The 13096-nt window shown below is 60.3% G+C and carries 15 protein-coding genes and 1 pseudogene; 7 read left to right on the top strand and 9 right to left on the bottom strand.

Going from position 1 to position 13096, the window contains the following annotated elements; all coding sequences use genetic code 11:
- Positions 1 to 103: 103 nt before the first annotated feature.
- Together lysA and M5B99_RS30365 are read right to left on the bottom strand one after the other, a co-directional pair.
- Complete coding sequence (lysA, locus tag M5B99_RS28880) at positions 104 to 1339, bottom strand: diaminopimelate decarboxylase (protein ID WP_248807339.1); 1236 nt, start codon at positions 1337 to 1339, stop codon at positions 104 to 106.
- Positions 1269 to 1941, bottom strand: a pseudogene (locus M5B99_RS30365) (SidA/IucD/PvdA family monooxygenase). Before M5B99_RS30365 ends, lysA begins: the two are co-directional and overlap by 71 nt.
- 241 nt (positions 1942 to 2182) lie before the next feature.
- Between M5B99_RS30365 and M5B99_RS28865 the strand changes: the two are divergent.
- Positions 2183 to 3181, top strand: a complete 999-nt coding sequence (locus tag M5B99_RS28865; protein ID WP_248807336.1) for a LysR family transcriptional regulator — start codon at positions 2183 to 2185, stop codon at positions 3179 to 3181.
- A 174-nt stretch (positions 3182 to 3355) separates the two neighbouring features.
- On the opposite strand, the gene M5B99_RS28860 is transcribed toward M5B99_RS28865, so the two are convergent.
- From M5B99_RS28860 to M5B99_RS28840, 5 genes are all read right to left on the bottom strand, one after another.
- Entirely contained in the window at positions 3356 to 3649 is a 294-nt protein-coding gene (locus tag M5B99_RS28860) for a DUF1244 domain-containing protein (RefSeq protein WP_248807335.1), read from the bottom strand.
- A gap of 74 nt (positions 3650 to 3723) precedes the next feature.
- Positions 3724 to 4095: a dihydroneopterin triphosphate 2'-epimerase gene (folX, locus tag M5B99_RS28855; protein ID WP_103496557.1), complete on the bottom strand. Its 372-nt coding sequence runs from the start codon at positions 4093 to 4095 to the stop codon at positions 3724 to 3726.
- A gap of 2 nt (positions 4096 to 4097) precedes the next feature.
- Complete coding sequence (gene folE / locus M5B99_RS28850) at positions 4098 to 4658, bottom strand: GTP cyclohydrolase I FolE (protein WP_248807334.1); 561 nt, start codon at positions 4656 to 4658, stop codon at positions 4098 to 4100.
- A 24-nt stretch (positions 4659 to 4682) separates the two neighbouring features.
- Positions 4683 to 5393 carry a dihydromonapterin reductase gene (gene folM / locus M5B99_RS28845; protein WP_248807333.1) on the bottom strand — a complete coding sequence of 237 codons (711 nt, stop codon included), beginning with the start codon at positions 5391 to 5393 and terminating at the stop codon, positions 4683 to 4685.
- Positions 5394 to 5626: 233 nt separating this feature from the next.
- Positions 5627 to 6196 carry an antibiotic biosynthesis monooxygenase gene (locus M5B99_RS28840; RefSeq protein ID WP_248807332.1) on the bottom strand — a complete coding sequence of 190 codons (570 nt, stop codon included), beginning with the start codon at positions 6194 to 6196 and terminating at the stop codon, positions 5627 to 5629.
- 211 nt (positions 6197 to 6407) lie between these two features.
- Here M5B99_RS28840 and M5B99_RS28835 point away from each other — a divergent pair, with 211 nt between their 5' ends.
- Positions 6408 to 7379 carry a MerR family transcriptional regulator gene (locus M5B99_RS28835; protein WP_248807331.1) on the top strand — a complete coding sequence of 324 codons (972 nt, stop codon included), beginning with the start codon at positions 6408 to 6410 and terminating at the stop codon, positions 7377 to 7379.
- 48 nt (positions 7380 to 7427) lie between these two features.
- Here M5B99_RS28835 and M5B99_RS28830 read toward each other — a convergent pair whose 3' ends face one another.
- A complete protein-coding gene (locus M5B99_RS28830) occupies positions 7428 to 7892 on the bottom strand; it encodes a PAS domain-containing protein (protein ID WP_248807330.1) in 465 nt (154 codons plus the stop codon).
- A gap of 158 nt (positions 7893 to 8050) precedes the next feature.
- Here M5B99_RS28830 and M5B99_RS28825 point away from each other — a divergent pair, with 158 nt between their 5' ends.
- Positions 8051 to 8503 carry a flavodoxin gene (locus M5B99_RS28825; protein WP_248807329.1) on the top strand — a complete coding sequence of 151 codons (453 nt, stop codon included), beginning with the start codon at positions 8051 to 8053 and terminating at the stop codon, positions 8501 to 8503.
- Positions 8504 to 8524: 21 nt separating this feature from the next.
- On the opposite strand, the gene M5B99_RS28820 is transcribed toward M5B99_RS28825, so the two are convergent.
- Entirely contained in the window at positions 8525 to 9430 is a 906-nt protein-coding gene (locus M5B99_RS28820; protein ID WP_248807328.1) for a LysR family transcriptional regulator, read from the bottom strand.
- A gap of 97 nt (positions 9431 to 9527) precedes the next feature.
- On the opposite strand from M5B99_RS28820, the gene M5B99_RS28815 reads away from it, so the two are divergent.
- The 4 genes from M5B99_RS28815 to M5B99_RS28800 all read left to right on the top strand — a co-directional run bounded on the left by M5B99_RS28815 (position 9528) and on the right by M5B99_RS28800 (position 12592).
- Positions 9528 to 9914, top strand: coding sequence for a CidA/LrgA family protein (locus M5B99_RS28815; RefSeq protein WP_248807327.1), 387 nt, complete (start codon positions 9528 to 9530; stop codon positions 9912 to 9914).
- Positions 9904 to 10590 (top strand): LrgB family protein, encoded by a 687-nt coding sequence (locus M5B99_RS28810; protein ID WP_248807326.1) that lies wholly within the window; start codon positions 9904 to 9906, stop codon positions 10588 to 10590. Before M5B99_RS28815 ends, M5B99_RS28810 begins: the two co-directional genes overlap by 11 nt.
- 131 nt (positions 10591 to 10721) lie before the next feature.
- On the top strand, positions 10722 to 11504 hold the full coding sequence (locus tag M5B99_RS28805) for a class II aldolase/adducin family protein (protein WP_248807325.1): 783 nt from the start codon (positions 10722 to 10724) through the stop codon (positions 11502 to 11504).
- A 176-nt stretch (positions 11505 to 11680) separates the two neighbouring features.
- Positions 11681 to 12592: an SDR family oxidoreductase gene (locus tag M5B99_RS28800; protein WP_248807324.1), complete on the top strand. Its 912-nt coding sequence runs from the start codon at positions 11681 to 11683 to the stop codon at positions 12590 to 12592.
- The last annotated feature ends 504 nt before the right edge of the window (positions 12593 to 13096 follow it).

Here is a 13096-nt window from a genome sequence, read left to right as displayed (position 1 = left end):
CGACTTCCATGCTTGTCTCCCCAACGTGCAAAATGCTGATCGGCGGGTACACGAATCCTCGAATGCAGACGTGTGTCTGCACCCTTGATCCGTTCTTATTGGTTTAAATCGTTTCCAGCGAAAGTAACTCGTCGAAAGTCTGACGACGACGAATAACCCTGACCGAGTCGCCATCCAGCAGTAACTCCGGGATTAACGGTCGGGTGTTGTAATTGGATGACATGCTTGCACCGTAGGCGCCGCAATCATGGAAAACCAGCAAATCATCCACCTGCAGATCCGGCAGCCATTGGTGATCGATTTCGCCGTTGCTCTGCTGAGTGAACACATCGCCAGCCTCGCACAACGAACCCGCCACCACGGTATTGCGCCACAACCCCCGATCAGGCACAGGGACTTTCTGAAGTGCGCTGATCTGGTGAAAACTGCCATACATGGCCGGTCGTAGCAGATCGTTGAAACCGGAGTTCACCAGCACGAAATGATTCGTCCCGACATCCTTTTTGGCCCTGACCTGAGCCACCAGGCACCCGGATTCAGCGACCAGAAGGCGCCCCGGTTCGATCTCCAGCATCACCGAATGCCCTAGATGTTCTTCAATCTGGCGACGCGCCAGATCCCAGATCCGGAAGTACTCGTCGATGTCGATCTGCGGGTCATCGTCGCGATAGGCGATCGGCAATCCGCCCCCCGCCGAGATCGCCGAAATATCGAATGGGCAACGCAGCACCTGCTCGACCATACTCGCGCAGACACGTTGCAGATGCTCGTAATCGACGCCGGAGCCGATGTGCATGTGCAGCCCCACCAACTCCAGACCGTAGGTTTCGATCAGTTGGTAGCATTCATCCAGGTTTTCATGCCAGTTGCCGTGCTTGCTGCTTTGGCCCCCGGTATTGGTTTTGCGGCTATGGCCGTGACCGAATCCCGGGTTTATCCGCAACCAGACTTTATGCCCGGGACTCGCCTTGCCCAGTTGCTCCAGCATTTGCGGTGAGCCGGCGTTGAGCGGAATGTTCAGTTCGATCACCCGCTGTAGCGTCGCTTCGTCCAGGACATCACAGGTGTAAACGATTTGGGCGTGACCCTCATCGTTGCGAAATCCGGCTCTGTGGGCTCGTTCAATTTCGCCCAGTGACACCGCATCGACCATGGCGCCCAGACTTTTCATCAACTTGAGTATCTGAATGTTCGGGTTGGCTTTCTGCGCATAGCGAATCACGTCGAATGCGCGCAGCTGCGCGGTCCGGCGACGGATGGAGTCGGCGTCATACAGCCAGAATGGCGTGCCGAACTCGTGCGCCAGTTGGTTGATCAGTGAATCGTTGATGTTGTTCAAAGTGAGGCACCCGTTCACGATAGCGTTTGCTTTCATCGTATTCCGGCAGCTTTTCCAGCAACTGCGAGGAATGGAAGACGTTTGGGCTGGCGCACGCCACCGGCATTGCCGGTTCACCGCCAATAGCGATGGCGAGGTTTTGTGTCCTGACGACCTGTATGTTGCCCGTCAGCGTGTCATTGACGGTGACATCAAGAGCGACGACCTGATCATCTTCTTTGACCGGTAGAACCGATTGAACCCATGATGAATAACGTGTCACATGATTGAAGTGGCCGGCCACCCAACGCAGGTAATCATCAAATTCCTTGCGGCTGGGTTGAGTCCCGCAGGTTGGCGAAAGAACCCAGTCGGCGATGCTCATGCAAATAATTCACAAATGTGAAATGACTTTTCAGGTTGCGCAAAAAACCAAGATCTTTCATAAAAGAAATTTGCAGCTTGGCACTGGGTAACATCATCGGCTGGTGCCAGCCATGTTTGTTCTTGGCTTCAAAAAACGTGATTTTTTTGCCTTCGGTCTCTTCTTTATAATCTTCATAAAGCGAGACCGCCAAGCCAATATGCGAAGGACCAAAACCAATGCCGATCAAATCATGCATGTCCATAAGCTGACCCCTCACATGGGTCGATTCCAGTTAATCCATTGGCAAACTTGATCCGCCCCTTGCTCACCCCCGCAGGCTCTCGATGACCCTATCGGCGCCGCTGAATAACAGGCACCCGAGCGCACATCTGAAGGGAGCAGAGTGGTAGAGGTTTATTTATCGGGCCAGTGTAATTACATGGCCACCACATTCAAAATATCATTTCTTTTTAGCTGTCTTTCATTTCTGATATACCTTGAACAAGGTTGAAACGGCCCCGCATGCTATGCTCGCCGGCGCTTTTCAATGGATTCAGGCTGTATCTGCCTTGGGGGATAGAGTGAAATTCAGTTTCAGGCAAGTCGAAATATTCTGGGCGATCATGACCACCGGCAGCGTGACCAAGGCGGCGGCATTGCTCAAAACCTCACAGCCGACCGTCAGCCGTGAAATCGCTCGATTCGAGCATGTCCTAGGGCTCAAACTGTTTGAACGAACACAAGCGCGCTTGCAGCCAACCACTCAGGGGCTGAGCTTGTTTGAGGAAGTGAAAACCTCCTATTACGGGCTCGAACGCATTCACAATGCGGCACAATCGATCAAGAACTTCCAGAGCAGTCTGACGATCGCATGCTTACCTGCCTTTTCGCAGAGCCTGTTGCCTTATGTGTGTGGTCGGTTCATCGAGGCGTTCCCGGAAGTGAACATCAACATCACCCCGCAGGAGTCCCCGCTGCTCGAGGAGTGGATGACCGCCCAACGGCATGATTTCGGGCTGACTGAAAACAGCGAAACGCCGCCTGGTACTCGATGTGAAAGCATTTTTACAGGCGATGAAGTGTGCGTGCTGCCATCCAGTCATCCGCTGTGCGGCAAAAAGGTGATTACGCCTCTGGATATGGCCGGTATCAACATGGTCAGCCTGTCGGGTCAGGACCCATACCGGATCATCCTCGACAAGATACTTGCCGACGCCCAGGTCAAATGTCGCACGGTCATAGAAACCCACAGCGCAGCGGCCGTCTGCTTCTTCGTTCAGCAAAACGTCGGGGTCGGCATCATCAACCCACTGACGGCCTTGAGTTTTGCCGATCTGGGTGTGTGCTTGCGGCGGTTTTCGATTTCGATACCATTTTCCGTCAACCTCATCACACCGCTGTATCGGCCACAGACATCAGTCGCTACGGCCTTCATTGATGAGATGAAGTTGAGCTCCGGTGAATTGCACCAACAGCTTCATACTTTGCTGGGGTAGCGACGAAGAATTGGTTCGGCATCGATCAGATCGTCGCGCCAATCGAGGTCATGTGCCTGGAGGAAGCTGAAGAAGTCGTACAGCGCACGACCAGTACTTGGCCAGGACTGTGTTGAGCTTTTTAATTCCTTGTTCGCAAAGCTAGCCTGTTGTTAGCACTGAGCAAGCGCCTAATCATTGGGGTTTTCCTTTGGCGAACGCCGCCTGTTGTTCGGCGCTGGCCTCTTGCTGGTATTGGGCTTTCCACTCGGCATAGGGCATTCCGTAGACCACTTCACGGGCGTCGTCGAGGCTGACCTCGACCCCGCGCTCATCGGCTTCGGCCTTGTACCACTTGGACAAGCAGTTGCGGCAGAACCCGGCGAGGTTCATCAGGTCGATGTTCTGCACATCCTTGCGGCTGTCCAGGTGGGCGACCAGCCGGCGAAAGGCGGCGGCTTCGAGTTCGAGGCGTTCTTGCTCGGTCATGATGGGCTCTGTTCAGGTGAAGTAGGGCTCGATGATAAGAGCCTGGCGCGGTGAACGCCAGACGCCTCAGTGGCTCAACGGCTCGCCGCGAGCGTAATCGATACCGACTCGGCAAAGCGCAAGGCGTGGGGCTTGTCGACCTCGACCTCGGCATACAGAACGGCTTCGTTGCTCATCACCAGGTCCAGCAATTCCTGGGTCAGGCGTTCGAGCAGGGCAAAGCGGTTGCCCTCCACATGCTGGATGATCGCCTTGGTGATGGTGCGGTAGTTCAGGGCGTGATCGATGTCGTTGTCGCGGACCGCTTCCTGGGCCGCATAGAGGATGGTCAGGTTGATCCGCACATCCTGCTTGTTGAGGATCTCGTCCTCGTTGATGCCGATAAAGGTACGCAGGCACAGGTCCTTGACCCGAATGCGTGCCATGCCGGGTTGAAGTTGTGGCATTGCTACTTGCTCCGTCCAATCAGTTGCAGGAACTCCATGCGGGTGCTGCTCGAGTCGCGCAGGGCGCCGAGCATCACCGAGGTGTTCATGGTCGAATTCTGTTTTTCCACGCCGCGCATCATCATGCACATGTGCTGGGCTTCGATCACCACCGCCACGCCGGCGGCCTGGGTCACCTGCTCGATGGCGTCGGCGATTTGCCGGGTGAGGTTTTCCTGGATCTGCAGGCGGCGGGCGAACATGTCGACGATCCGGGCGATCTTCGACAGCCCGAGGACCTTGCCGGTGGGCATGTAGGCGACATGGGCCTTGCCGATGAAGGGTAGCAGGTGGTGTTCGCACAGCGAGTACAACTCGATGTCCTTGACGATGACCATCTCGTCATTGTCGGAGGCGAACAGCGCACCGTTGACCACTTCGTCGAGGCTCTGGGCATAACCGTGACACAGGTATTGCATGGCCTTGGCGGCCCGTTTCGGGGTGTCCAGTAGGCCCTCGCGGTCGGGGTTTTCGCCCAGCCCCAGAAGGATCTCGCGGTAATGCTCGGGCAGTGTGACACTCATGGAAAGGGTTCCTCGCGGGGCGGCTTATTTAAGGTGCCGGCCGCCGTTGACGGTCAAGGTTGTGCCGGTGACATAGGGGTTGTCCAGCAGGTAGCGCAGGCTCTGGTAGACCACCCCGGCTCCGGGTTCGATACCCAGGGCCGATTTGGCCAGGGTCCTGGCGCGGTACGCCGCGTCGTCGTCGGGGTTGAACATCAGCAGGGCCGGGGCGATGCCGTTGACCTTGATCCGTGGCGCGTAGCGGGCCGCGAAGGACAGGGTCAGGCTGTCCAGGCCGGCCTTGCTGGCGCAGTAGGCGATATGTTGGCTGCTGCCCTTGCGGGTCACGTCGTCGCTGATGTGCACGATGTCGGCCATGGGCGAGCGCTCCAGCAACTCGGCACAATGCAGGTTGATCAGATAGGGCGCGAGCATGTGCAGGCTGAACATCTGGGTAAAGGCCACGGCTTCGTTACCGGTGGTTTCCGCCAGCCAGGCCGAGGCATTGTGGACGATCGCCCGCAGGCAGTCGGTGTGTTGCTTCAGCGTTTCGATAAAGGCCAGGATCCCGGCTTCGCTGGAGAAATCGGCGAACAGCGCCGTGGCGCCCAGGTCGCGCAGGGCCTGGACGCCTGGACGCTCGCTGCGATAACTGAAGATCACCGGGTAGCCGTCGGCCAGCAGCCGCTCTGCGCAATGCAGGCCGACACGCTGGCCGGCGCCAGTAATCAGGATTGGGGCACAAGACGGTGGCATCGAAGGCTCGTGGCAAGCGGTGGAGAGGCGTCGGTGGACGTTGAAGTCAAAACTATACCAGCCACTGGGCTTGTACAACTGTTGCGAGTGGCGGGTGACGCTGTTGCACCGACCTGTCAATGAGAGTGGGGTCTTGTGAACGCCGCCAATCCTGCTCTTCGATACGTTATTGTGATCAACGCGTTTATTGTCGGAGCCGGTGTTTCACCCAAAGCCCGCAGGAGGGTGATGTTTCAATGCCTGGCAGGGGTGGTGTCGCCCGCCGGCGCCTTGGCTGGGGTGCTGTGCAACCAGCCCGCCAGCAGATGGGTCGACAACGGAATGAAGAAGTAGACCATCAGCGGTGTCAGCACCAGGGTGCTGACCAGTACCCGTGGCGCCAGGCTCAGTTCGGCCAGCAGCGGCCCCAGGCCGAAGTTGAACAGCAGCGACACCGGAAAGAACGCCAGCCAGATCGCCACCGCCTGTTTCCAGCGCGGCGGCCGTTGGCCCGCGGCGCCGAACCAGCCGTCGATGCCGCTGACCCGCCGCTCCTGTGGCCCGGCGAACAGGTCGCTGCCGCGTGCCAGCCAGGCCTTGCGTGAGGCGGAGTGCTCCCAGGCGGCCAGGGTCGTGGCATCGCTGAAGCGGAAAATCATCTGGAATTCGTTGTCTCCGGGCGGCGGGGCGAGCACGCCGGAGCCAAGGTAACCGGGGAAGTCGGTGGCGAGCAATTCGCCTTCGTGCAGCCAGGCGAGTATGTCCTGGTAGCGGCCATCGGCAACGCGCCGGGCAACCATCATGGTGACGGGTGAGGTAGACATCATGTATCTCCGTAAGACAAGCATCCCGCCCGGGTAGGGCCGATGCACAACGCAGCGCCGGGGTGGTGGGCTGCGCGTTTGGACAGGCAAGAATTATTCCCTGTTCCCGGGAAATGCACCAAGCCAGTGAGTCGAATTGCGTATGATTTGCAGAGAGTTGGATCCAGTGGGCTAGAATATCTGCTAAATCCTACCCATAAATGTGTGACAGATGCCCGTCATGACCGAACTTGAACCTGCCGCGCCGCTGTTGCGGGCGCTGAAACAGGAAGAGTTGTTTCCCATTCGCGAAGTCTCACGCCTGACCGGCGTCAACCCGGTCACTCTGCGGGCATGGGAGCGACGTTATGGTCTGATCCAGCCGACCCGCACCGAAAGTGGGCATCGGCTCTATGCCATGAGCGATATCGAGACGGTCCGCACCATCATGGGCTGGATCGAGCGCGGCGTGGCGGTGAGCAAAGTGGGCAAGATCCTGGCGAAGACCGCGGTCCAGGCCGCGCCCATCCACACCCCGTCCGGCACTGCGGCGCAATCGATTGTCCAGACGGAATGGGACGACTGGCAGACGCAATTGCGCGCGGCGGTCAGCGCTTTCGACGAGCCGGCTCTCGAGCGTCTCTATGGGCAGGTATTTTCCAGTTATCCGCTGACCGTGGTGTTCCAGAATATCCTCTTGCCGCTGTGGCAGCGCCTGCAGTTGCAGAGTGGTGAGTTTGGCCAGGCCAGCGAGTGGTTGTTTCTTGATGCGTTCCTGCGCGCGCGGGTCCTGCAGCGCCTGCACCTGTTCCGCGGGTTACCCTCCCAACGCATCGTGCTCGCCGCTTTACCGGATCAATGCCGTGAACTCGAATTGCTGGTGGCCGGTCTGTTGCTGGGCGACGGCGATCACGCCGTCAGTGTCCTGGCGGTCGGCCAGCCCTTCGATGAACTGACCCTGGTCTGTGAAAAGGTCCGGCCGGAGGCATTGGTGCTGTATTCCAACCGTTCGCCGACGACGGATCTGCCACGCCGGCTCAACCGCCTGGCGTTGTCGGTGGACTGCGCGGTGATGTTGGCCGGGGATGTCTCAGAGTTGTTGCAGGAGCGCCTGGAAGGTTCGAGTATCGGTTGCCTGGGCAATGACGGCCGGCTGATGCGTCGGCGTTTGCAGCAATTGCTGGCGGGGCGGCTCGACACCTGATCGACGATCAGGCGTCCTCCTTCGCCGGCCGGAGGGACTGTACCCGGGTTATCGCGGTTTGCCGCCTGCTGCCTTGAGCGCATCCAGCTCGGCCTGGACTTCGGCCAGTTGCGCTTCCAGTTGGGCCACCCGCTGTTGCGCCTTGACCTGGACCGTCACGTCTTTTTGCACGCCGATGAAGTAGGTCAGTTGGTCGCTTTCGTTGAACACCGGGGACAGCGACAGCTCGTTCCAGAAATGGCTGCCGTCCTTGCGGTAGTTACGCAGGATCTGTCGGCACGGCTTGCGCGTGTGCAGGGCTTGGCGGATCAGCTCCAGTGCCGGCTGGTCGCGATCGCCCGACTGCAGGAAGCGACAGTCCTGGTAGAGAATTTCTTCGTTGGTATAGCCGGTCAGGCGCTCGAATGCCGGGTTGGCGTAGATCAGGATATGGTCTTCGCCTTCCTGTTCGGCGACCACGATACCGTCGTTCGACGCGTCAATCACCAGTTGCAACAGTTTGGGATTTATCATGTTTCAGAGCGCTCGCAGTCCATTGACGAATGTGTCGAAGTCTAAAACATCATCTTGAATAATCCATCCCCTTTGCTTGCGGTGAGTGGCGGGTTTTGTGAGAAAGTCTCTCATCTGCTGGTATCCTGGGTTTTTTATCAAGCATCAGGATCAGATTGATGAAAGTCGCCATTCTTTCCGGCTCGGTCTACGGCACCGCCGAAGAAGTTGCCCGCCACGCTGAAAAAATCCTTCGCGAGGCCGGTTTTCAAGCCTGGCACAACCCGCGGGCGACCCTGGCCGATGTCCAGGCCTTTGCCCCGGAGGCCTTCCTGGCCGTGACCGCCACCACGGGCATGGGGGAGCTGCCGGACAATCTCCAGCCGCTGTACAACGCCATCCGCGACCAACTGCCGGCGGCCTGGCGTGGCTTGCCGGGTGGAGTGATCGCCCTTGGCGACTCCAGCTACGGCGACACCTTCTGCGGCGGCGGTGAACTGATGCGTGAGCTGTTTGCCGAGCTGGGTGTGCGGGAAGTCCGGGACATGCTGCGTCTGGATGCCAGCGAAAGCGTGACTCCGGAAACCGACGCCGAACCGTGGCTGGCCGAGTACATCGGCGCGTTGCGCTAGGGCCTGCCAGCAAGCCGGCTCCTACGAGGCCGTGTTGTATCGACTGATGACCGGCCGCTCGCGCAACAGCGCCAGCCAGGCTTGGGCGGCCTTCGACAGGTAGGCACCTCGACGCCAGATAAAGGCGATGTCCCAACGCAGGTCAGTCGGTGAGCTCAAGGTCAGGCGCACCACGCCGGGCCGTATCAGCGAACGCGCGACCACGCTGGGCAGCAGCGCCACGCCCTGCCCGGCGGCCACCAGCGCGGCGAGGAAGTCCGCCTGGCCGCTGCGCCCGCTTTCCCTCGGGGTGAAGCCGGCCTGCCGACAAGCCTCCATCAACCGGTGATTGAGCACGAAACTGCGCTGGTACAGCAGGAACGGCGTATCGGCCAATTGTTCCAGGCGGATGGAGCCTTCCTCGGCCAGCGGATGATCGCTCGCCAGCAACACATCCAGCGGCTCATCGCAAAACGGCTGGTAGTCGAACACCGGGTCGCTCGGCCTGAGGCTGCCGCCCAGCTCCAGTTCGCCGCTCAGCACCGCCGGCTCGATATTCAGGCTGCCGCCTTCGAGCAGGTGAATGCTGATATTCGGGTAACGCCGCCGGTACTCGGCGAAGAGGCTGGCGAACAGGGTATCGCCGCCCAGCTGCGGCAAGCCCAGGCGCAGTTCACCGCGAGCCAGGTGGCTCAGGTCATCCAGTTCGCTGAGCAGCCCGTCGCGCAGGCGCAGCATTTCTTCGGCCCGTTGCAGCACCACGCCGCCCGCCGCCGTCAGCAGGACCCGCGAGCCGTGGCGATCGAGCAACGGCGTGCCGAGGTCGTGTTCGAGCTGGGCGACCTGCTTGCTCACCGCCGACTGGCTGATATGCAGGGTTTTTGCCGCCTGGGTGAAACCACCTTGGCGGACTACTTCGATAAAGCTGCGCAGTTGCTTGAATTCCATAGCCTGATTCCAAAGTGGAATGGCTGCCAGTCTAACAATTCGCTTTTGGGATGGTAGCGACAACTTTAAAATCGAGTTCCTGAGAGGACTGAACCCGATGAACCGTCTGTTGCTGAAAAAATCCTGCCGCCTGCTCGCCGAGCTGGCGGTATTGCTGGGGCTCTATCAGCTGGGCACGCTGTTCGCCGCCTGGAGCCACTGGCCGATTCCCGGCGGGGTGATCGGCCTGGCGTTGCTGTTACTGGCTTTCGCCACCGGCTGGGTCAAGCCCGCCACCCTGCAACTGGGGGCCGGGCTGCTGATGGCGGAGATGTTGCTGTTCTTTATCCCGGCCTTGATGAGTCTGCTGGACTACGGCGCGATGGTGCGCCAGGACGGCTGGCGGATCCTGCTGGTGATCGGGGTCAGCACCTTGGCGGTGATGCTCGCGACCGCCTTTACCGTCGAATTCGTCTGTCGCTGGAGTGCCCGTCGTGAAGCTTGAGTGGATGTCCCTGTTCTGGCTGGGTCTGACCCTGCTGGCCTATGTGTTCAGCCGCTGGGTGTACGGCCGCACCGGCCGCTACCTGCTGTCGCCGCTGATCCTGGTGCCGTTCGTCTTGCTAGTGGTGGCGGTGCCGTTGCACACCGCGTACGCCGAATATTCGCGCGATACCCACTGGCTGATGCTGATCCTGGGACCGGTTACCGTGGCCTTCGCGGTGCCGATCTGGCAGCAGCGGCAGATGCTGATGCGCCATGGCCCGGCATTGCTGCTGGGGATGCTCGCCGGCAGCGCGGCATCTATCGGCACTTCCTACGGGTTGGCCAGGGCGCTGTCGCTGGATAACAGCCTGGCGCTGTCGCTGGTGCCGCGCTCGATCACCACACCCTTTGCCATGCCGCTGGCGCAGGACCTCGGCGGCGTGCCGGAGCTGACCGCGGTATTCGTGATGGTCACCGGGGTGTTCGGAGCATTTCTCGGCGGCCTGTTGCTCAAATGGTTGCCGCTGCGCAGCAGTTTGGCCCGCGGAGCGTTGTTCGGTGTGGGGGCGCACGGTGCCGGGGTCAGTCGCGCCCGGGAAGTGGGCGGCGAAGAAGGCTCGGTGGCGGGACTGGTGATGGTCTTGACCGGCCTGCTGAACCTGTTTGCCGCACCCTTGTTGGCGGCAGTGATCTGATTTCGTCTGCGACGACCTCGCTGACCCGCTGAGTCATCAAGCTGGCTGGCAAGGCAACTCCGTTGCGGCAGCGGGCTGCTCTAGACTGGTCGGTACTAGAATAAAAACCGCAAACCACCGAGGTCAGTGCCGTGAACGCAGCCCCTGTTACCGCCGCACCGGATGTGAAGAGCCAAGTCAGCGCCGCCGAATGGCAGACCCGCGTTGACCTGGCGGCCTGTTATCGCCTGGTGGCGATGCACGGCTGGGACGACCTGATCTTCACCCATATCTCGGCCAAGGTGCCGGGCACCGAGGATTTCCTGATCAACCCCTACGGGTTGATGTTTCACGAGATCTCCGCCTCGAGCCTGGTCAAGGTCGACCAGGCCGGCAACAAGTTGCTGGACAGCCCCTACGAGATCAACCCGGCCGGCTACACCATCCACAGCGCCATTCATGAAGTGCGGCACGACGTAACGTGCGTGCTGCACACCCACACCGCGGCCGGTGTCGCGGTCTCGGCGCAGCAACAGGGCGTGCTGCCCATCAGCCAGCAATCGCTGTTCGTGCTCTCGAGCCTGGCCTATCACGCCTACGAAGGGGTCGCCCTCAACCATGAGGAGAAGGCGCGGTTGCAGGCCGACCTTGGCGAACACAACTTTCTGATGCTGCATAACCACGGCTTGCTCACTTGTGGTTCGACCATCGCCGACACCTTCCTGATGATGTTCACCTTCCAGCGTGCCTGCGATATTCAGGTGTTGGCGCAAAATGGCGCGGCGCCACTGATCGCCATCGAGCCGCAAATACTCGCCGGGGCCAAGGCCATGGTCGCCGCGGTGACCCGCAGCGCCCAGGGCATGGGCGGGGCGCTGGCCTGGCCGGCACTGTTGCGCAAGCTGGACAAGGAAGACCCTGGGTTCAGGCTCTGAGATCACTCTCCGGGATTGTCCCGGGGAGCGGGTGTCAACCGTGAGGGTCGCGGTCAGGGCCGGACTATCCTGCTGCCTTATCGCGTACCATTCAGCCCTGGCCGACTTTATTGTGACCAAAGGCCGGGTGTCCGACACTCGGCGTCTATTTCCATCGGTCCTGGCTGGAGTCCTGTATGAGTGAGTCTGTACGCTTCGAAGATAAAGTGGTGATCGTCACCGGAGCCGGCGGCGGCCTGGGGTGTGCCCATGCACTGCTGTTCGCCCGGCATGGCGCGAAAGTGGTGGTCAACGACCTCGGCGGCTCGGCCCATGGCGAAGGCGCCAATGCCTCGGCGGCGGACAAGGTCGTGGCCGAGATCCGCGAGGCCGGCGGTACCGCCGTGGCCAACCATGACTCGGTCACCGATGGCGACAAGATCGTGCAGAACGCCCTGGATGCCTTCGGTCGTATCGACGTGGTGGTGAACAATGCCGGGATCCTGCGGGACAAGACCTTCCTGAAAATGGAGGATGCCGACTGGGACCTGGTTTACCGGGTGCATGTCGAAGGTGCCTACAAAGTCACCCACGCGGCCTGGCCGCATATGCGTGAGCAGAATTACGGCCGGGTGATCTTCACCGCGTCGACTTCCGGCATCTACGGCAATTTCGGCCAGTCCAACTACGGCATGGCCAAGCTCGGCCTGTATGGCCTGACCCGGACCCTGGCCATCGAGGGCCGCAAGAATAATATTCTGGTCAACGCCATTGCCCCGACGGGCGGCACGCGCATGACCGAAGGCCTGATTCCGCCGCAGGTCTTCGAGTTGCTCAAGCCGGAGCTGATCAGCCCGCTGGTGGTGTTCCTCGGCAGTGAACAGTGCGATGAAACTTCCGGCCTGTTCGAAGTCGGTGGTGGCTGGATCGGCAAGACCCGCTGGGAGCGTAGCCTGGGCGCCGGCTTCGACCCGCACAATGGTTTTTCCGTGGAAGATGTGGCGGCCAGCTGGAAGCAGATCTGCGATTTCGAAGGTGCGGTGCATCCGCAGGACACACCCGAAGCCCTGCGGGAAATGATGGCGAATCTGCAGAAGTACATGGCCTGAATAACGGCGCTGCCTGGCACAACGCGGCACCTGTGGGAGAGGCCCTTGAGGCCGTCGGAAGCAAAAGCTTCGCGGGCAAGCACCGCTCCCACAGGATTGAGGGGTATGTAAATTCTTGACTCGACACAAGCATTGTCGGCGCCCGCTTGCCGGCGATGAGCTCCGTGGGCCTTGCAGTGTCTAATCGACCGCCATCGCCGGCAAGCCAGCTCCTGCAAGGTTTCGCGGTGTTTCCAATAAGCGCTATAGGGGCAAGCCCCGTGGCGGGTTTGCCTCAGTTGGCCTCGACTGACCCGCGGAAGTACCTTGCCGCCAGCGCTGCCGCAGTCCCGGCATCCAGCACCCCATCATAATTCGCCGCTCGGAAATGCATCTGGAATGTGTCTAGTCCTGACCAGTTGTTCGAAGGCCTTTTCCGTGTCGGCTCCCGTCACGTCATCCCCGTACTGCTTGAACCACGCCAATGTCATTGCCGCGGTGGCAGATACTCGCAGGCAAAAAAAA

The sequence above is a fragment of the Pseudomonas sp. MWU13-2100 genome (assembly GCF_023242365.1).
GTDB lineage: Bacteria > Pseudomonadota > Gammaproteobacteria > Pseudomonadales > Pseudomonadaceae > Aquipseudomonas.
The sequence above is the reverse complement of the archived record's forward strand: the minus strand, read 5'-3'. Positions and strand labels throughout refer to the sequence as shown.